Source organism: Muribaculum sp. An289 (assembly GCF_002159555.1).
GTDB lineage: Bacteria > Bacteroidota > Bacteroidia > Bacteroidales > UBA932 > Merdivivens > Merdivivens faecigallinarum.
The window spans coordinates 1-17,949 of sequence record NZ_NFIV01000022.1; the positions used below are offsets into that span (position 1 = coordinate 1).

The window sequence follows — 17,949 nt, forward strand, 5'->3', positions numbered from 1 at the left end:
AAAAAAGGGGCTCCGAAACGGAGCCGAAAATATAAAAAGATGAGTTCGATCGGAAAAATTACCGGGACAGTCTGCCGATTGACTCATAATGACGGAATTAAACGACAGTTCCTAATGTATTGATAATTAATGATTTACCAAAATTTAATTCGCTTTTGGGTGCCTCGTGAAGTACCCAAATCCAACCCTGTTTTTGTAAGTTATTGATTGTCAGCTGCTCCAAGAGAAGCTTGATGGCTATGGGGTGGAAAACTGGTCTGCAACTTTGGAGCGAGTCGGATTTTGCTAAATTGTTAATAATTAGCAACTTGCCAAAATTTAACTCGCTTTTGAGAGGTATACAGACATGGTTAAAAGCGAGTTGTATTTTCTTAAATGATTGATAGTCAGGCGTTTGTAAATATTCTACTCGCTTCAAGCTGTTGAAATAGTCAGCAAAACAGTCAGGAAATAGTCAACAAATAGTCAGGGAAACAGGCTTCAAAAGTCTGCCAAAAGTGATTGGAAAAATAGACCGGCAAAAGAGAAACCGGCCCTTGTCGGGGCCGGCCTCGTTTTCATAACAGCAGTATCAACCCTGTCTCGTTCCTTGCAATTTGTCTTGTTCCTGCAAATTGTTCTTGTTCCAGCATGCAAATTGTCCTATTTCTGCAATTTGCCGCTCTCGTCTATGGTTTTGAGGAATATCCTTTCGAGGAGGTCTTTGTCAAGGTCGCTCTGTGTGCCGAGTTCCTTGTAAAGTTCGTTGAGGTATTCCTTGCCTTTCAGTTCGAGGACGATGTAGAACGTATACTGTCCGGTGCTGTCGTCCTTGCGGAACCTGTCGTAAATGATGGTAGCGCCTACGAGGGTCTGCTCAACGGCGATGGAACTTTTCTCAATCAGCAGCGATTTGGATTCTGCGCTGATGCCTTCCGACAATGCGGTCGTATATTGCTCTATGGCCGAATTGACTGTCTGGGACAATATCGATGCAAGCTCGGTGGAAGCCTCGATTCTTGCTTTCTTCCTTGCAGCGGATTCGCTGTCGGATGTTCCGGTTCCCCAGCCGCGGATAAGGCCGTTTCCGCTGAGATATTCGCTTCCTGGCATTATATAGGTGGTTATAGGGGAGGCTTCGCGTTTTCTCGAAGCTCCGCAGCTTGCTAATGAAAGGAGCAGTATTCCGATAACTGCAAATCTTATAATCTGTTTCATGGCTTATTTGATTTAATTGATTTTTATTTTTGTAAGCATCTTAGGCAATTCCCTGTTTACCCGTTTCATTACTTCACGCACTCCTTGCGCTATCGTGCTTTCGGCCGATTTGTGTACCGGAGTCAGTACCTTTACCCTGTTTACCGAATAATCGAGCAGCAAATCGGAAGTGATGTTGTCGTATATCTTCAGGGTAAGCGTACAGTAGCAGGTATTCAGATCGTAGTTTCCTCCGCTTACTGTCTCGCCGATTTCGAGCGATGTGGACAGGTCGGCAAAACATTGTGCGGAATCAGGGTCTTCGGTCACTGTAAAATAATTGTTGGCCAGCAGGCTGCTGATCTGTCTTTCGCAGCCTTCGAGGTCGTTGTTCTCGATGTGCAGGTATATCGATACCGGTGCGCTCTTCAGGACAACCGTGATTTTTGCCGAAGGCCATGTATGTCTTTCAAGCAGTTCGCGGTACTCGGCAGGAAGCATCTCCAGGAATGAATCATCTATTGAAATCCGGATTTCCTGTACGTCTTCCTTGGAGGTGATGTTTGTAATGTAAAATTCCGCCGTACCGCTGTAGTCTGTTTCGACAGGAGGGGTTATCGAGCCGCTCCCGATGGCGAATTCCGCCTTGAGCCTGATATTCGGAACGACATAACCGTTCTTGGAGAGGCAGCCGGCTATAGGCTCGCTCACGGCCTTGAACGATTCTCCTTCGATTTGTACGGTATTCACGGTGATTGCCATTCCGCTGAATACGTTGATGTATGAGTTGTAGAGTTCTACCGGTATGTTCACAGACTTGTGTGTGAGATCCATGAACATCCACGGTTCGATGGCTTCGAGGCCCTGCCCGTAAAGTACGGCGGCCTGTGTCAGGTTCATCGCATCCTCTGCGGCCCGGCCTTTCTGGAGATAGTCCATACCGGTGCTGATTGCGGCCTGCCTTTTCTTTTCGGCATTACGCTGGAATGTCTGTTTGTCCAGCACATAGTATACATAGTATGTGCTTCCGGATGCATAACTGTCCTTCAGTTCCTGACCTTCTATCCAGGCAGTGGCATTGCTGTTGATGCGGTCTTCGAACATTTCGCGTGCATGTCCGTCCACATCCACCTGGTGGAAGAATGATTTGGATTCGACCTTTGTCGCGATTTGCGAGGCTATGTCCGAAAGGGCGTTCTCGGTGGCAATCCGCATATAGTCTTTCTCGGAAAGCGGCGCCTGGCCGATGCCTATGTACATGTCATCCGAAACAGGATGCTTGGTAACCCACTCCGGAGTCTGGGCTCCGGAGTGAATGACCGTGAACAGAGTAGCCGCAATGATTAAAAATAATTTTCGCATGACAGCTGTTTTAATCGTTTTTAAAGTTCAAGAGTGAGGAAAATGGTATTTCCTTCAGCCCTGTGTGAAGAGTAGATGCCCTGTTTTTCCAATTCGTCCCTGAGACGTCCTGCGAATTTGTCAGGGGTCATCTTATACCCGTTTTCATCCATCAAAGGAAGGATGACGTAATCGAAAATGGCTTTCTCGTCGACTATTCCCTGCAAGTGGTACTCGCCTTTGTTCGAATTTCTGTCCAACCAGTCCTGGATTACATCCATTACCCTTCTTCCGTCGTTTCCGCGGGCATCGGTTATCGAATTGTAGGAAGTCCCGCTAAGCGCAACCTGCAACGAAGCGCGGCTCGGCTGGGAGAAATTGTTGACGATTTGTTCCAGGAAGCCCGGCAGGTTGTCCTTTACCGCGTATGAGCAGAGCACATCGGTATCGTTGGTACGGAAACGGTTCGTCCATCCGTCCTGCGAAGCCCAGATGGTTCCGCTTGCGGTTTCGTATGCCTTCATGATAAGCGATACCCTTGCATCCTGTTCCGTAACGTCCTTGAGCAGGTCTACAGTTACATAGACATCGGCTCCGGAGGATTCCAGGAGCTGCTTGTCGTTCGAATCGGCAGTTCCGGCGTTCTCTTCATACTGGGCGTTGCGTTTTGCCCTGTCGAGGCGCGCCTGAAGGTCGATTGTCTTGATGCCGCAGCTTTCGAATCCGCGCTGTACCGCGCTGACAGCTATGCGGATATCATAGTTGTTCTCCAGTATTGCCTGGTAGCTTTCGCCCTCTTTCTTGTAAGGCACCACGATGATGGTCGGGTTAGGAAGCCTTATTTCCGGCTGCTCGGCTATCATTTCTTCGTAATATGTGTTTTTCCTTACGTCATTGATGAGCTGGCGGAGCCGGACGGTAATCCTCATCGTCCCCTGGAAATAACTCCCGACCTTCTTGGTCTTGTCAGCTTCCTTGACTTCCGTTACGTATGTCGAGTAACGGGCCATGTGATTGAAGAAGGAGTTTGTGTAGGAGACGTTGGGCTTCGCAACCAGAGGCTTTCCATCGGCAACACCTTCTACACCTTGGAAAAACAAGGTGTAGAAGAGTGATTTGATGGCATTTTCTTCGACATCTTTTTTCTTTTCGCCCATTCCGGCGGACGTGAATGTCCCGTATGTCCCGTTATCTGATTCGAGGGACACAATCTGGAGATATTCCTGTCCGGATGCCGGTATGGCAAAGAATAGGAGAGCCAAAGAAAAAAATATGTAAGCGATTTTTCTCATTTCGTCTTTAGGTGATTAAAGTCCCAATTTGCCCATTGCACCAAGGACGTCGGTTTTAGCTTCGGCCTTGATTTTTATAGGCTGCTGGCTCTGGGATGCCTCATCGAGGGCCATGTAGCTTTCCATTGCGGAGAAGAGTTCTTTCTGGCCTTTTGTCACTTTGCAGCGTGATATGTTGTCGCTAACGACTTCTTCGACTTTTATCTTGCCGATTTCGCTGTATGTAACCTGTCCTATAACCACTTTGGCTGCAAGAACGGAGAAAAGGTCGCCTTCCTTGACACCATGGCTTGTACCGAGGTCGATGTAGCAAGAGAGCATCTTGTCCTTCTTTACTTCATAGTCCATAGGGATTATGGTTCCTTCAGTAGGGAAGTTTTCGATGATGAAGCCTTCGATATCCTTTTCGATATGTTTTATGGCATTGGCAGTCGCTGTCTCAGGCGAGGTGGATGAGTTCCATGAACCGCTGAAAAGTCCGTTGTTGCTGTCGAATCTCTGTGAAGCCACGGTAGTGGAAGTGGCTACTTCGGCAACGGTGATGGAATAGCTCAGAACGCATTCGTACATAACGGTGCCGTCATCGAGGGTGCTCTTATTCAAAGAGCATTTGATGATGTCTCCGCTCATTACATACTGGCATCCTGCCGCCATGAGTATTTCATTACGGGTAGCTGCATCGTGCATTGCGGCTTCCGAAGAGCGGCGGTTGATTTCCTGTGAGAGGGCGCTTTCCATGTCGGAGGTAGCGAGCTCGAATTTCTGAGACTTGTGGATTGCATCGATAACGGCCTGACGAATGTTGGCTGCGTCAGCTTCGGAAACCCCTTCCGCTACATTGAAATCGTTGATGTAAATTCTGTGTTTTTCCTGTGCATTGGATGCAAATGCTGCTGCAAGTACCAATGCGGCTGACAAAATGAATTTTTTTAACATGGCTAAAAATTTAATTGTTAATAATACGGTTGATTATTTAAAAATATGTTTATCCTGTTTTTGGAAACCGCTACAGTTTCGCTTTTGCCTTGGCGCTTCCCAAGTCTGCCGCTTTCTTGAAGTTCTGGCGGGCCTTCAGTGCGTTTTTGCCTACAGAGCCGCAACCCTGTTCGTAGATAACGCCCAGCATATAATATGAATCGGCGCTTCCTGATGAGGTGAAGTGTTCGATGGCTTCGAGGCCTTCGCCTTTCTCGTATGCGGCCATTCCGGCTTCATAGTCGGCATCTTTCTTAGGTGTTGCCTGTTCGGCTGCCGGTTTCTTGGCTGTCTGTACTTTTTGAACGCTCTGTGCCGGAGCCGAGCCGCCCGTGACCTTTTCGGCCGCCTGAGGCGTGGAAGTCTGTGAAGTTGCCGGTTGTGTCTGTTCCGTCTTTGCAGGAGCGGTATCGGCCTGTTTCTTTTCACCTTTCGGCTTCAATACGACTACGGCGACGACAATGATGATTACTACAATGATTGCCGGCAGCAGCCATTTGTTTTTCTTCTTTTCAGGGGCGTATTTGTTCCCGCCCGTGTTGCCGGTCCTTGGTGGCAGAGGAGCCTCCCCGGTAAGTGTCCCGACGCCTTTCTGTCCATTCTGGTTATTCTGACCCTGGCTGTTCTGGTTGTTCGCCTGCGGTTTGTATTGGAAAACATGTGGTTCCTCGGCATGTGCCTGCTGTGCAGGGGCTGTCTGTGCGTGGGATGCGGGCGCTACCGTAGGTTGTACTGGTTTGGTTGCAGGTTTGTAAAGGTCGGTAAGTTCCTTTTCTATGCCCGCCTTTACGTCTTCCACGTCCAGTTCCCTTGCCTTGCTGTCCATCATCTGCCTGCCCGCAATGCCTATGTTCCTGTTAGTGGTGAGCAGCAGTTGCTGGAAGGCTACACGGTATTCGTTGATTGCCTTCTTTTCGCATTCGATGCAGCGGTTCTTGTTCTTGACCTTGCAGTCGAAGCAGATTTGTTTTCCGCATTTAGGGCATCTTGCATGTTTTTCCCCGAAAGGATTTCCGCAGACTTCGCAGTATTCCGCCTTGTCCTTTCCCATCACGATTGTCGTGTTATGGTTCACGGTGGACGAGTTGTCTACATTTGATGTATTCACGCTCGTATTGCTCGTCCTCGTGCTGGTCGATGTGGACATGGAATTGGTTGTCGTACTGATGCCGCCGGAAATATTGGCGCGTGGCCCGATTCCGATTACCCGTCCGTCCTGTTGCTCCTGTTGTGTCGGTTCCTGCCGTACAGGTGATTCCCGCCTTTCCGGTTGCACTGGAAGTTCCGGCTGTCTGGCTGTCTCTGTCTCTGTTGCGATATCGGCTCCGCAATCAGGGCAGAATCTTTCGTTCTCTGCTATTTTTGCCCCGCATTCCGGACAAAATCTTTCTTTGCTCATGGTAATATTCCGTTTTGTTTTGTTTAGTTCAATTCAGTATCGTCTGTTTCAGTCCCGTCTTCGGCTTCAGTCCCGTCTTCGAGGGTGACGGAGTCCACACGGAAATAGCCGGTCTCCTCTTCGTATTCTCCCTCAGCCTTTACGCTAAGGCCGTCCAGGGGTTCGAAAAACGGGTCGTCGTATGGAAGCATGCCGGCACGGTAAAGTCTGTATCTTTTACCCTCGTCGGCGATGAGACTGGCCCGGAAACCTTCGGATTTCGAGCCTTCGTCGCCCATCCTGTATTCTATTGTACCGTATATTGTCATATCCTCGTGCCTTTGAATTAGCTTATAAGGTATTCATCAGATGCTTGCACCGCAGTCGGGGCAGAAACGCTCGTCCTCCGCTACCTTTGCACCGCATTCGGGACATGTAACCATGGCAGGTGCCTGTTTCGGCGCAGGGGCCGCCTGTCCGGCATGGTTCGCCGGGTTCGGCTGAGGGGCCGGTGCGGCTGGAGCCGCTGGAGCCGGCTGTGCAGGAGGCACTCCCTGTGCCGTCTGTGCACCAGGGGTACGGGTCGTATAATCGAGGGCCCTGTCGTATGCAGTGTCCATCCTGTTTTCCTGCCTGAGTATGCGTTCGTCGCGTTCCTTTATCTGTCTTTCGCGTTCTTCGGCCTTCTGTGCCTGGATTCCTCCGGCCATGGCCATCATGTCATGCATCATCTTGTACATGAATTCCTGGCTGTCGCGGCGTTCGGCATCGCGTTTGTCTTCAATCTCGCGGCGCTGCTGTTCGAGCCTTCTGCTGGCTTCCCTTTCAGCCTCGGCGCTGTATTTGCTTCTGGCGTATTCGGCTGCCGTTTCCTTGTCTCCGAGGGCCCAAACCTTTTCGTCCGAAAGTTCCCTGGCGTTTTCCCACTTCATCCTTTCGGTTTCGGCCTCGTGGGCGAGTCTTGCCTTCTCCATTTCGGCCTCGTGCCTCCGCTGGTTCTCACGGCTCTGTTCTTCGGCATTCTGCATTGCGAGGAACTGCCTGAACTGCTCTTCGTCCTCTTCCCTTTCAAGTTCGCGCCTGCGTTTTTCATCGTTGAAGTCCATGTCGCGCTTGCGCTGTTCGAGGTCCAGCCCGGTTTCCGCAACGCGGCGCTGCTGTTCGAGTTCCTTGTAGAAGCGGCTGTCTTTGTAATCATCGCGCATTGCTTCCATTTCGAGCTCCTTGCGGACTATGGCGGCTGCCTTGTCGGCCTCGCCTTCCATACGTACCTTCTCGAATTCGATACCGTCGCGGAGCTGCATCATCCGCAGGGCCATTCCGCGTTTGTAGGTCCCTTCGGCAAGGCTGTCTTTCAGTTCCTGGAGTTCTTCTTTCTTTATCAGTCCGGTTCTTTCGATTTCCATCAGGGCCGCATCGCGTTCGGAATCGCTGCGGGCCTCCCTTATCATGCGTTCGTTCTTGAGAAGGGACTTGAATTTTTCAACCTCGTCTTCATGAAGAAGCCGGTCCTTGTTTATCTCGTCTATACGTCTTTCAAGTTCCAGTTCGGATGTCGCCTCGTTGAGCATCTGCGAGTTCTGCACATCTGAAAGCCTGTTCTTGAAATCGTTGGTACGGCGCAGGTAGTCGAGTTCGCTCTCGGAAAGGTAGAGTTCTCTGCCAAGGGCCCTGAAACGTTCGATGTCTTCATTTGATGAAGAAATTTCGACTATCCTGACTATGGATATGCCGAAAAACATTGCAGGTGCGGCCTCGTTGAGTTTTTCCTTTATGAGTGCGCAGGTTTCCTTCGGAAGCCTTGTCGTCCGGATTTCGGTATCATAGAGCACATCCTGCACTATGTTGCGCACGCTGTCATTGATTTCATCGATGATGTGCGTGGTATTCAGCAACTTCTTGTCGGTAAGATAATGCAGTATGAAGTTTTCGTGGTCGGTGATTTTGAAATATGCGTTGATTCCGAGCTCTATGTCTATATTGCGTGTCTGAATCTTCATCGGAACGAAATTCTTGTAGTCGTCCGGATTCTGCTGCCTGGCCCCTATCAGCAGCGGGAAGGCCTTGTCCAAAAGTATTACCACTGAAAATGCGGCCCCGCGTTTTGCGTTTTCGAGGATGGCCCTCTGCTGCCTGTTGTAGAGCTCTTCTTCGGTAGGGGTGCTTTCTTGTTGCTGTTTCTTTTTGTTGCCGAACAGCTCGATAATGAATCCCCAGCTTTTCTTGATGGACTCGGAAGCCGGTTTGCGTTCCGCCGACGTGCTGAAATCGTAGGTGCCTCCGTTTATGGTGGCAATCGTATGCCCGTTGGAACGGATATATGCCGTAGTCCCTTCCGGAATGATGATTCCGTTAAGTCTGTTGTATGAGTCGAATTCGGCTTCGTCTATTACTCTGGCCACCTGGCCTGGCTGGATGTTCCAGTATATCCTTCCTCTGACATTGGTAATCCCGTCGCGCTGTTCCGCTTCTTTCACGGGTTCTTCTGTTTTTCCGCTCATGACTGCAAGCCTGTTTCCGCATGATGTGCAGAACTTGGCCCCTTCGCGGACTTCTGCGTTGCATTTAGGACATTTCATAATATTGTGATTTTTATTTTGTTGTATAAACTTTTTGTATCGTACCGTCTGCTTTGGCGCTTACGATGTATTCTTTGTCTATTCCGTCTGTTCCGGACGGGAACTTGTAATTGAACATCATTTCATCTTCGCCGTTTTCATATTTTATCCTGAAGGCGCTGTCCGGTTTTCTCGGTTCTACCGAATAATTCGAATAAAGGTATTCGGCGATTCTGCCGTGGATTTCCATGATGTTGGAGTTTACCGCCCCGCGGACCTGTTGCAGGATGGAGGCTCCGCCGGAACCGGCAGTGTCCACCCTTTCCATCGTACATCCGTTTTTCTTCATGCCTTTCGGGGCAATTGAGTTTTCGTCCATGGACTTGAAGGCTACCTTGCCGCTTCCGGAACCCTGTCCGGACATCAGCAACGTAGGGTCTCCGTAAAGGTTGAACTCGGTGATGGTCGCCGCCCCGTAGCGGTTTCCCCAGCCGCTGTGCTGTAACAGCGTACTGCGGGCGATGAACATGGCCTGCCCGGCATCGTAGCCTTCAAGGGACGATCTGATGAACATGTAGGCTATGACGTCGGCGGACAAGAGCTGTGTATCTTCTTCGCTATTCGAATCCACCGCGCCCCATGCGATTCTGGAAGAACCTACGAAAATAAGCGTGTTGGTATAAATGGCCGAGAGCATCATGCTCCTCTGTTTGTCCAGCCCGATGAATTTGCCTCCGTAGCAGGCTTCGCTTATGACGACGTTCGGTCTTGACAGCGAAGCCAAGTGTTCCGGCAGTATCACTGAATACATCTGGCCTCCCTGCTGCGGCGTGCATGCCCCGAAATATCCTCTCGTCTCCTTTCCTCCGCCTCCGTGCAGGTTGAAATAATACAGGTCGGCACCGGGGTGCAGCACCCTGTCTACTGTTTCACGGGTAATCATCGGCGAAAGAATCATCCTGTTGTAGTAGAACCTTTCATCCAGCCTTCCGTCGAGATTCCTCATGCAGCCTCCGTCTATCAGGTCGGTGGCCACGTTTGCGGATACCTTCTTCCAGTTAGGGTCGCATTGCCCGTAAGTGTCGTTTATCATGATTACGCCGGAACTGTCCAAATCCCTTTGCAGGTAACCGGCCAAATCCTCGATTGTAGTGTCTTCTCCGAGCGGGAGCCTGCCTACGTGGAACATCTGGTCGTACCCGAAGGCTTCCATTTCCTCCATTGCGGCAATCATGTCACCGTCGTACGGATAGGCATAAACCAGGTCCGTGTCGATTGTATCATCGCTGCAATCTTTGATATAATGCCTTATCTTCGGCATCGGAATGATGTCGGCCCCGCCTATGATGAACAGGTATTCCGAAACGGCACCTCCCTGCTTTTCCTCCCTGTTGTGTACATCCATGAGGATTTCGAGATAATCTCCGATCGGGCTGCTGCCGTCGAGGCTTGCCGTGCGGCTTCTCCCGAAAAGGCCGGTTCTCGGGAAGGAATAATTTCCCGCATCCACGAGCCTGTACACGACACCTGACTGCATTTTGTATTTTATGAACAGGTCGAACAGCCCTGCTATGTCATCCACGCTGCTTCCGAACTTTCTGGCGAGCAGTCCGACATTGGTGAATATCAGTCCGTGTACCAGTGGCTCGGTCTCTTTGCTTCCGGCGCTTCCGGCGCTTTCGCCCAACCCTTTGCTTCCTGAGGCGGGGGAGAACGCAGGAGCCCCGGCTTCTTCCAGCCTTGTCCCGCATTCCGGGCAGAAACGCATGGTTCCGTCTTCTATTTTATGGCCGCATTCTGGACAATACATGGTAATTCAGATTTATTTTAAATATTTTTCCCTTCTTTGAGTCACTCCCGATACGTAATTACGCGCTTCTTCGGTACTTAATTTCGTGGTCAGGTGGTCGTAAAGCTGCCTGTATCCGTAATCATTAATCAGGGGCAAGGCTTTGCGGAGGTTGGTATTCCCTGTAAATGCGCGGCTTACGTTTCCTGCTCCGGTGTTGTATCCGGCGATTACGCACAGCCTTCTGCAATGAGGGTCATCGATGTTTGAAAACTGGTTTTCGAGGATTCTGAGGTATGCCGTTCCCAGCTCGATGTTGTTGCGCGGATTGAACAGATAGCTCCTCGTAGGGACCCATTCCTTGCCGTAGACGTAGCGGTAGGCGTCGAATCCTCCCGATGTAGGGACGAGCTGCATGAGTCCGTAGGCCGGGACCCAGCTTGTCGCTTCCGGGTTGAATCTCGATTCCTGCTCCATTACCGCATAGATAAGGGCCTGTTCGATTTGGAATTTTTGTGAAAATTCGGTTATGATGTCCTTGTAGAGGGCTGCATTTTTGGACAGATTGTCCGTTACGAGGGACAGGTTTATTCGGACTACCTTTTTCGTTTCGCTGCCTTCGCCGTAGGTCTCGTATGTCTTTACGCTCTGCTCGGCGACGGCCTTGGCTATGGCGGCCTTTTCTTCCGCTGCCTTCCTTTCTTCTTCGAGAATGCGGGAAGCCATTGTCTGTCTGTCGGTGCCGGTCTTTTTGTCCGATACCGAAGCCGGCCTTTCAGGCCTTTGAGATTTTTCCTGAGGGAGGGTCTTACCCTTTACCGTAGGTGCAGGAGGTGCTTTAGGGGCGGGTTTGCGCATGTCGTCGGAATATATTCCGGACGTGTCGATGTCATATCCGGAAAAATCCACGATTCCGTCCAAGATAGGGTTGGTAGTCAGCGGCTCGGAAACATCCACGGTCGAAGGATACGGACAGGTGCTGCCGCGGCTGTTCAGAAGCCTTTCCACGGCATCGGCCAGAAGGGCCTCTTCAGGTGTCCCGTCATCCGGGATTATTACCTCAACAGTGATGTTGCCGCTGTCGAAATCGACTATGGAACGGCTCAACAGATTTTCACCGTATTCGACCCATTCGGTAGGGGTGTCGTCAATAAATACCCCCCCCCCATGCGGTTTTTATGGATTGGACGTATGCCGCATAGTCTTCAGCGGCCTGGCGGCTATACTCATTGTATTCCTCGAGCGCCTGGCGGCTGTATTCTTCGAATTCCGTGATGCTTTCCCCGACTTCTTCTTCGAAATCTGATTTCAGGGAATCGAGCGGTGCCTGTGCCGACACGTTTTGAAGGCACATTGCCAAAGTTAGTGTTACAGCTATTGATGTAGCACCGTGTTTCATGACAGAAAACATTAGTGGTTAGTAAAATATTATCGCAAAAATAATCAATTCAATCCAATATTCCAAATACCCCCCCCCATAGCCCTGAAATAGCTGAAAATGGAGGATCTTATACCATTTTTGGTGGCGTTTTTCATTCGGTCGGGTTGGAAAAAAAACCGCAGCGGTATGGAAATCCGCTGCGGCCTTCTACGGCGTTCCGGGAACACCCCCGGTATGTAAAATTTATTCCAGTTCGTCCAGGATGTTCTTGATATCGGCGGCCTGGAGCCTTCCGTACACTTTTTCGCCTATCATTATGACAGGGGCGAGTCCGCAGGCACCGACACATCTCAGGCAGTCGAGGGAGAATTTTCCATCGGGCGTGGTTTCGCCCACATCGATTCCCAGCCGCCTTTTGAGTTCGTCAAGGATTTTTTCGGCTCCCCTTACGTAGCAGGCGGTTCCCATGCATACAGATATCGGATGCCGGCCTTTCGGGGTCATGGTGAAAAATGTGTAGAATGTTACGACTCCGTATACTTTCGATGCCGGAATCCCGAGTTTTGCCGCGATGAGCCTCTGCATCTCTTCCGGAATGTATCCTTGGAGTGACTGGGCTTCATGGAGGATGTTTATCAATTCTCCCGGGTCGTTATTGTGTTTGTCGCAAATCGCCTCTACCTGCGAGACAATGTTGCAAGCAAGTTTTATTTCTGCCATATCGCTTGTCAAATCTTTTTGTTAAAATAATGTGTGTGCAGCAGTGCGTGCGCCTTTTCGCTGAGAGGCTTTCCGAGATATTCTTCGTAAAGCTGTATTATGAACGGGTTCTCGTGCGATTTGCGGAGCTGTTTCCCGCAGTCTTCACGGTAGAGCGCCTGGGTACGTGCCTGGAGTATGGCGGAGTTTCCGTGGTGGATAGGCTGTCCGCCTCCTCCGATGCATCCTCCCGGGCAGGCCATGATTTCTATAACATGGTAATCGCTGTGTCCGGCACGTATTTCATTCAGGAGTTTGCGGGCGTTCCCGAGTCCGTGGGCTATGCCGACATTCAGGGCGAAGCCTCCGATATCTATTGTCGCACGCCTCAGTCCTTCGGTTCCGCGGACGTTTTCAAACTCGATTTTTTCGAGTTTTTTGCCCGTATGCAGCTCGTATACGGAACGCAGGGCGGCCTCCATCACTCCTCCGCTTGCACCGAAAATGACTCCGGCTCCCGTGGATTCGCCGAGCGGCATGTCGAAGTCGCTGTCAGGAAGGCTCGCAAGGGTGATGTTGGACCTCTTTATGAGTCTTGCGATTTCCCTTGTGGAAAGGGAGTAGTCCACGTCCGGATTGCCGTTAGTCTTGAACTCCGGACGGTCGCATTCGTATTTCTTCGCGAGGCACGGCATTATGGAAACGACGACGAGTTTTTCCCTCGGGATTCCCATCTTTTCCGCCCAGTAGGTCTTGGCGATGGAACCGAACATCTGCTGAGGGGATCTTGCCGTAGACGGTATGTCGAGCATGTCAGGAAAATAATGCTCGAAGAAGTTCACCCATGCAGGACAGCAGGAGGTAAGTATCGGCAGCTTCATGCTCTTGTCGCCGTGAAGGTGGTTTTCAAGCCTTTCCATTATCTCGGAGCCTTCCTCCATGATGGTGAGGTCGGCGGCGAAATCCGTATCGAATACATAATCGAATCCGAGTTCCCTGAGGGCCGTAACCATTTTACCGGTAACCAGGGTTCCCGGTTCCATCCCGAATTCTTCTCCGAGCGCTGCCCTTACGGCAGGGGCGGTCTGTACTATGACCGTCTTGTCAGGGTCGCTGAGGTCTTCCAACAGCTTGTTGGTGTGGTCCCTTTCCGTAAGCGCCCCTACAGGGCATACGGCCACGCACTGTCCGCAGTAGGTACACTCGCTTTCGGTCATCATTTTGTCAAAGGCCGGGGCGATGGTGGTATTGAAGCCCCTTCTTATCGCGCCGAGCGCTCCGACAGTCTGGACTTCGTTGCAGACACTTTCGCAGCGGCGGCAGAATATGCATTTGTCCATGTTGCGTACAATCGATGCGGTGGTTTCCCTCTTGCGCAGCGAAAGTTCGCCGCCGTTGAACGGCATTTCGCGGATGTTGAATCTGAGGGCGAGGTTCTGCAATTCGCAGTCTCCTGACTTAGGGCAGGTGAGACACTCGTTCGGATGGTCGGAAAGCAGGAGCTCCGTAACTATCTTGCGGGCGTTCATTACTCTCAGGGTGCTTGTTTTCACGACCATGCCTTCGGTACATTTCGTGGAGCACGCCGGGGCGAGGTTGCGCCTTCCCTGTACTTCCACTACGCAGATACGGCATGATGCAGGGGCGTTTTTCACGCATGTACCCTTCAGGTCTATGTGGCATAACGTCGGAATGTCTATCCCGACAAGCCTTGCCGCCTCAAGTATTGTCATCCCTTCCGGAACGGAAAGGTTGTGGCGGTCTATAGTGAGGTTTATTTTCTTTTCTTCCATATTAACTTATCGGTTTTAACATACTACGATTGCATTGAACTTACATCTCGACAGGCACATGCCGCAGCGTATGCATTTTTCCTGTATGATGACATGAGGCTTGCGCGTAGTCCCGACGATTGCTTCGGCCGGGCAGTGTTTTGCGCAGAGGTTGCAGCCCATGCACTTGACCGGATTGATGGCGTAAGTGAGGAGGGCCTTGCACTGTTTTGCAGGACATTCCTTTTTCTTCACGTGCGCCACGTATTCGTCGTAGAAGTTTTCGAGGGTGGAAAGCACCGGATTCGGCGAAGTCTGGCCGAGACCGCAGAGTGCTGTGTCCTTGATTGTGCGCCCGAGGGTTTCGAGCATCTTCAGGTCGTCCATGGTGCCTTTTCCTTCCGTTATCTTGTTCAGTATTTCAAGCAACCGCTTGTTGCCGATACGGCAAGGGACACATTTTCCGCAGGATTCCTCCACGGTAAAATCCAGATAGAACCTTGCGACGGATACCATGCAGTCGTCCTCATCCATTACAATCATTCCTCCGGAGCCCATCATCGAGCCGGCGGCGACGAGGTTGTCGAAATCTATAGGGGTGTCGAGGTGTTTTTCGGTAAGGCAGCCTCCGGACGGTCCTCCTGTCTGTACGGCCTTGAATTTCTTGCCGTTCTTTATTCCTCCTCCTATTTCGTATATCACTTCGCGCAACGTCGTTCCCATCGGGACCTCTATCAGTCCGACATTGTTGATTTTTCCGGCGAGGGCGAAGACCTTGGTTCCCTTGGATTTTTCCGTACCGATGCTTGCGAACCACTCCGCTCCCCTCTGTAGTATTACGGGCACGTTGGCGAGGGTCTCGACATTGTTCACGTTTGTCGGTTTCCCTTTATAACCAGACTGGGCGGGGAACGGCGGCTTGAGCGTAGGTTCTCCGCGCTTTCCTTCCATCGAGTGTATGAGGGCGGTCTCCTCTCCGCAGACGAATGCACCGGCCCCGTAGCGGATTTCGATGTCGAAATCGAAGCCAGAGCCGAGTATGTCCTTGCCGAGAAGGCCGTAGTTTTCCGCCTGGGATATGGCGACCCTCAGCCTGTGGATTGCCAGCGGATATTCGGCCCTTATGTATACGAGGCCCTTGCTCGCCCCTATGGCATATCCGCAGATTGTCATCGCTTCTATGATGGAATTCGGGTCTCCTTCCATTATGGACCTGTCCATGAACGCTCCCGGGTCTCCCTCGTCGGCGTTGCAGACAACGTATTTTATGTCTGATTTTTCTTTTGCGGTAAGTTCCCATTTCAGGCCGGTAGGGAAGCCTCCGCCTCCACGTCCGCGCAGTCCGGATTTTTTAATCTCGTCGATGACGTCCTGCCTGCTCCGTTTTCCTGAAAGCGCCTCTGCCAATGCACGGTAGCCGTCCCGCGCGATATATTCGTCTATGTTTTCCGGATCTATGAATCCGCAGTTCCTCAATGCGATGCGGACCTGTTTCCGGTAAAAGTCGATGTGCTTCGAGTCGCTTACCGCGTGGCCGTCCTTAGGATCGGTGTACAGCAGCCGCGATACCCTTTCCCCGCCGATGATGTGCTTTTTGACAATCTCGTCGGCATCTTCGGGTTTGACGTGTACATAAAAGGTATTGTCGGGAATAATCTTTACCACCGGACCTTTTTCGCAGAATCCGAAACATCCGGTAGTTATTACTTCCACACGGTCGCCGGCATTCTCCCGCTCGATGGCGCTTTTCAGATTGTCGGCAATCGTATGGCTTGCAGAAGCTTTGCACCCGGTTCCCCCGCATACGAGTATTTGCATCTTGGGCGTACCGGTCGAAAGGCTGCAACATATCCCGCTCGTAAGGGTGTTGCTGCTTTCACGCAAAGTCAGGTTAGCAGCCGCGCTTACGCGCAGTTTCTCCAGATCGGAGATAGTGAATTTTGTCATAAGCCAATAATTATCTCATTTTGCGGGGCTAAAATTAGAGATAATTTTTTAATAAACCGGTATTATTTGTTTCAAATGTAAAATTTTCCGCCTTTTTTCGTTTGAAATCGTTTCCGTTATCCGTCAATATATCAGATAGCCGGCGATTCCGGCCGCGATTATGAGTGCGATAGGGTTGGCCTTGCCCCACCATGAAAGGGCGAATGCGGCGGCGAAAATCACCCAACTCCAGATGTCGATGAAGTTTTCGGGCGTGACCAGTATCACTGCGGCCGCTCCGATCAGTCCCGCAACGGCGGGTTTCAACACATTCATCACCCCTTTGAAGACAGGGCTGTCTCCGAATCTGGAAATCATTTTGACAATGATGAAAAATATGATGAACGACGGCAGTATCAGTGCGAGCGTTGTAGTAAGGGAGCCGAGTACGCTCACGAACTGCGAATATCCCAGGTCGTGTATGACGGTGTACCCCACGTATGTGGCGCTGTTGATGCCTATCGGGCCTGGTGTCATCTGCGAAATGGCCACTATGTCGGTGAATTCCTGGCCGGTAAGCCATTGGTGCCTCGTCACGACTTCGGCCTGGATTAGGGAGAGCATCGCGTACCCGCCCCCGATTGTGAACATCCCGATGATGAAAAACGTGTAAAACAATTCGAGAAAAATCATTTTCCGCCTCCTTTCTTCCGGCTTTCCCTGTCTTCGCGGCTCTTTATATAGATGTATCCGCCGATGATGGAAACGGCCAATATAAATATAGGTGAAATCTTGAGGAATCCGACAAGCGCGAGGGCGGCCGCCGTGATGACCCACGACCAGATGTTTTTGTTGCTTTTACGGGTCATGTTTATCATAGGTACGGCAATGAGCGCTACGACAGCCGGCCGTATCCCCTTGAACACGGCAATTACGGTTTCATTGTCCTGATATCCTTTGAAAACCATCGCTATGGCCAGGATTATGGCGAAAGAGGGGAAGGTGCTCCCGATGGTTGCGACGATTGCCCCCTTGATTCCTTTGAGCTTGTTCCCGAGGAAAATGGAGGTGTTCACGGCAAGGAGTCCCGGGGCGGACTGGGCCAGTGCTATCAAATCGGTGAATTCGTCATCCGTTATCCATTTTTTCTTTTCCACTACTTCTTTTTGGATGAGCGGAATCATCGCATATCCTCCCCCAAGTGTGAACGCGCCTATTTTAGAAAACGTCCAGAGAATTTCCAAATACTGTTTCATGTCGTGCGTTATCTGTTGAATATGCGTGTCTTTATGAAAAAATCATGGCGGTTTTCATCCGAATGCTGTTCGTTACGGCGCGCAAAAATACTAAAACAGAATATTTTTTAAAAATATTTTGAAAAAAGTTTGGAGTTTGAAAAAAAGACTTTATCTTTGCAGCCCGTTTCGGAAACGAGCGGATTGTTCATTGAAAATTTGAAGACTATTACGTACAAGTAAGTACCAAAATCGAGTGAGCGTCATTTCTAAAGAATGATATGTATCCAGGTGACAAAGCAAATTATTTATAATAGATATTATACAATGAAGAGTTTGATCCTGGCTCAGGATGAACGCTAGCGGCAGGCCTAACACATGCAAGTCGAGGGGCAGCGGGCCGGTCAGCGATGACCGGTGCCGGCGA

Annotated in this window: 15 protein-coding genes and 1 rRNA gene; 1 reads left to right on the top strand and 15 read right to left on the bottom strand. The window is 50.7% G+C overall.

Annotated elements, in window-relative coordinates; all coding sequences use genetic code 11:
* Nucleotides 1-642 precede the first annotated feature (642 nt).
* The 15 genes from B5F83_RS10295 to B5F83_RS10365 all read right to left on the bottom strand — a co-directional run bounded on the left by B5F83_RS10295 (nt 643) and on the right by B5F83_RS10365 (nt 17,543).
* Nucleotides 643-1,197, bottom strand: coding sequence for a hypothetical protein (locus B5F83_RS10295; protein WP_087280663.1), 555 nt, complete (start codon nt 1,195-1,197; stop codon nt 643-645).
* A 12-nt stretch (nt 1,198-1,209) separates the two neighbouring features.
* Nucleotides 1,210-2,538, bottom strand: coding sequence for an LPP20 family lipoprotein (locus B5F83_RS10300; RefSeq protein ID WP_087280667.1), 1,329 nt, complete (start codon nt 2,536-2,538; stop codon nt 1,210-1,212).
* 20 nt (nt 2,539-2,558) lie between these two features.
* A complete protein-coding gene (locus B5F83_RS10305) occupies nt 2,559-3,809 on the bottom strand; it encodes a DUF6175 family protein (RefSeq protein WP_087280671.1) in 1,251 nt (416 codons plus the stop codon).
* A gap of 15 nt (nt 3,810-3,824) precedes the next feature.
* Nucleotides 3,825-4,745 (bottom strand): hypothetical protein, encoded by a 921-nt coding sequence (locus B5F83_RS10310; protein ID WP_087280675.1) that lies wholly within the window; start codon nt 4,743-4,745, stop codon nt 3,825-3,827.
* A 70-nt stretch (nt 4,746-4,815) separates the two neighbouring features.
* Entirely contained in the window at nt 4,816-6,183 is a 1,368-nt protein-coding gene (locus B5F83_RS10315) for a zinc-ribbon domain-containing protein (RefSeq protein ID WP_087280678.1), read from the bottom strand.
* Nucleotides 6,184-6,206: 23 nt separating this feature from the next.
* Nucleotides 6,207-6,491 (bottom strand): hypothetical protein, encoded by a 285-nt coding sequence (locus B5F83_RS10320; protein ID WP_087280681.1) that lies wholly within the window; start codon nt 6,489-6,491, stop codon nt 6,207-6,209.
* Between the two features lie 36 nt (nt 6,492-6,527).
* Complete coding sequence (locus B5F83_RS10325; RefSeq protein WP_087280684.1) at nt 6,528-8,741, bottom strand: zinc-ribbon domain-containing protein; 2,214 nt, start codon at nt 8,739-8,741, stop codon at nt 6,528-6,530.
* 13 nt (nt 8,742-8,754) lie between these two features.
* A complete protein-coding gene (locus B5F83_RS10330; RefSeq protein ID WP_087280687.1) occupies nt 8,755-10,530 on the bottom strand; it encodes a zinc-ribbon domain-containing protein in 1,776 nt (591 codons plus the stop codon).
* A 12-nt stretch (nt 10,531-10,542) separates the two neighbouring features.
* Nucleotides 10,543-11,616 (bottom strand): transglycosylase SLT domain-containing protein, encoded by a 1,074-nt coding sequence (locus B5F83_RS10335; RefSeq protein WP_087280690.1) that lies wholly within the window; start codon nt 11,614-11,616, stop codon nt 10,543-10,545.
* A 40-nt stretch (nt 11,617-11,656) separates the two neighbouring features.
* Nucleotides 11,657-11,908 carry a hypothetical protein gene (locus tag B5F83_RS10340; RefSeq protein ID WP_143822537.1) on the bottom strand — a complete coding sequence of 84 codons (252 nt, stop codon included), beginning with the start codon at nt 11,906-11,908 and terminating at the stop codon, nt 11,657-11,659.
* A 225-nt stretch (nt 11,909-12,133) separates the two neighbouring features.
* On the bottom strand, nt 12,134-12,610 hold the full coding sequence (gene nuoE, locus B5F83_RS10345; protein WP_087280697.1) for an NADH-quinone oxidoreductase subunit NuoE: 477 nt from the start codon (nt 12,608-12,610) through the stop codon (nt 12,134-12,136).
* A gap of 8 nt (nt 12,611-12,618) precedes the next feature.
* Nucleotides 12,619-14,382, bottom strand: coding sequence for an NADH-dependent [FeFe] hydrogenase, group A6 (locus B5F83_RS10350; RefSeq protein ID WP_087280700.1), 1,764 nt, complete (start codon nt 14,380-14,382; stop codon nt 12,619-12,621).
* A 15-nt stretch (nt 14,383-14,397) separates the two neighbouring features.
* Nucleotides 14,398-16,308, bottom strand: coding sequence for an NADH-quinone oxidoreductase subunit NuoF (locus tag B5F83_RS10355; protein ID WP_087280703.1), 1,911 nt, complete (start codon nt 16,306-16,308; stop codon nt 14,398-14,400).
* Nucleotides 16,309-16,431: 123 nt separating this feature from the next.
* Entirely contained in the window at nt 16,432-16,980 is a 549-nt protein-coding gene (locus B5F83_RS10360) for a chromate transporter (RefSeq protein WP_087280706.1), read from the bottom strand.
* The gene (locus B5F83_RS10365) at nt 16,977-17,543 is read right to left on the bottom strand and encodes a chromate transporter (protein WP_087280709.1); all 567 of its coding nucleotides are present in this window, start codon (nt 17,541-17,543) and stop codon (nt 16,977-16,979) included. The genes B5F83_RS10360 and B5F83_RS10365 overlap by 4 nt, the downstream gene beginning before the upstream one ends.
* A 303-nt stretch (nt 17,544-17,846) precedes the next feature.
* On the opposite strand from B5F83_RS10365, the gene B5F83_RS10370 reads away from it, so the two are divergent.
* A 16S ribosomal RNA gene (locus tag B5F83_RS10370) occupies nt 17,847-17,949 on the top strand; the annotation flags it as partial.

Bases quoted from the DNA above. Each gene is read 5' to 3' on its own strand.
- B5F83_RS10325 (WP_087280684.1), bottom strand. From the start codon at position 8,741: ATGAAATGTCCTAAATGCAACGCAGAAGTCCGCGAAGGGGCCAAGTTC.
- B5F83_RS10330 (WP_087280687.1), bottom strand. From the start codon at position 10,530: ATGTATTGTCCAGAATGCGGCCATAAAATAGAAGACGGAACCATGCGT.
- B5F83_RS10360 (WP_087280706.1), bottom strand. From the start codon at position 16,980: ATGATTTTTCTCGAATTGTTTTACACGTTTTTCATCATCGGGATGTTC.
- B5F83_RS10315 (WP_087280678.1), bottom strand. From the start codon at position 6,183: ATGAGCAAAGAAAGATTTTGTCCGGAATGCGGGGCAAAAATAGCAGAG.
- B5F83_RS10310 (WP_087280675.1), bottom strand. From the start codon at position 4,745: ATGTTAAAAAAATTCATTTTGTCAGCCGCATTGGTACTTGCAGCAGCA.
- B5F83_RS10340 (WP_143822537.1), bottom strand. From the start codon at position 11,908: ATGAAACACGGTGCTACATCAATAGCTGTAACACTAACTTTGGCAATG.
- B5F83_RS10365 (WP_087280709.1), bottom strand. From the start codon at position 17,543: ATGAAACAGTATTTGGAAATTCTCTGGACGTTTTCTAAAATAGGCGCG.
- B5F83_RS10305 (WP_087280671.1), bottom strand. From the start codon at position 3,809: ATGAGAAAAATCGCTTACATATTTTTTTCTTTGGCTCTCCTATTCTTT.
- B5F83_RS10295 (WP_087280663.1), bottom strand. From the start codon at position 1,197: ATGAAACAGATTATAAGATTTGCAGTTATCGGAATACTGCTCCTTTCA.
- B5F83_RS10320 (WP_087280681.1), bottom strand. From the start codon at position 6,491: ATGACAATATACGGTACAATAGAATACAGGATGGGCGACGAAGGCTCG.
- nuoE (WP_087280697.1), bottom strand. From the start codon at position 12,610: ATGGCAGAAATAAAACTTGCTTGCAACATTGTCTCGCAGGTAGAGGCG.
- B5F83_RS10355 (WP_087280703.1), bottom strand. From the start codon at position 16,308: ATGACAAAATTCACTATCTCCGATCTGGAGAAACTGCGCGTAAGCGCG.
- B5F83_RS10300 (WP_087280667.1), bottom strand. From the start codon at position 2,538: ATGCGAAAATTATTTTTAATCATTGCGGCTACTCTGTTCACGGTCATT.
- B5F83_RS10350 (WP_087280700.1), bottom strand. From the start codon at position 14,382: ATGGAAGAAAAGAAAATAAACCTCACTATAGACCGCCACAACCTTTCC.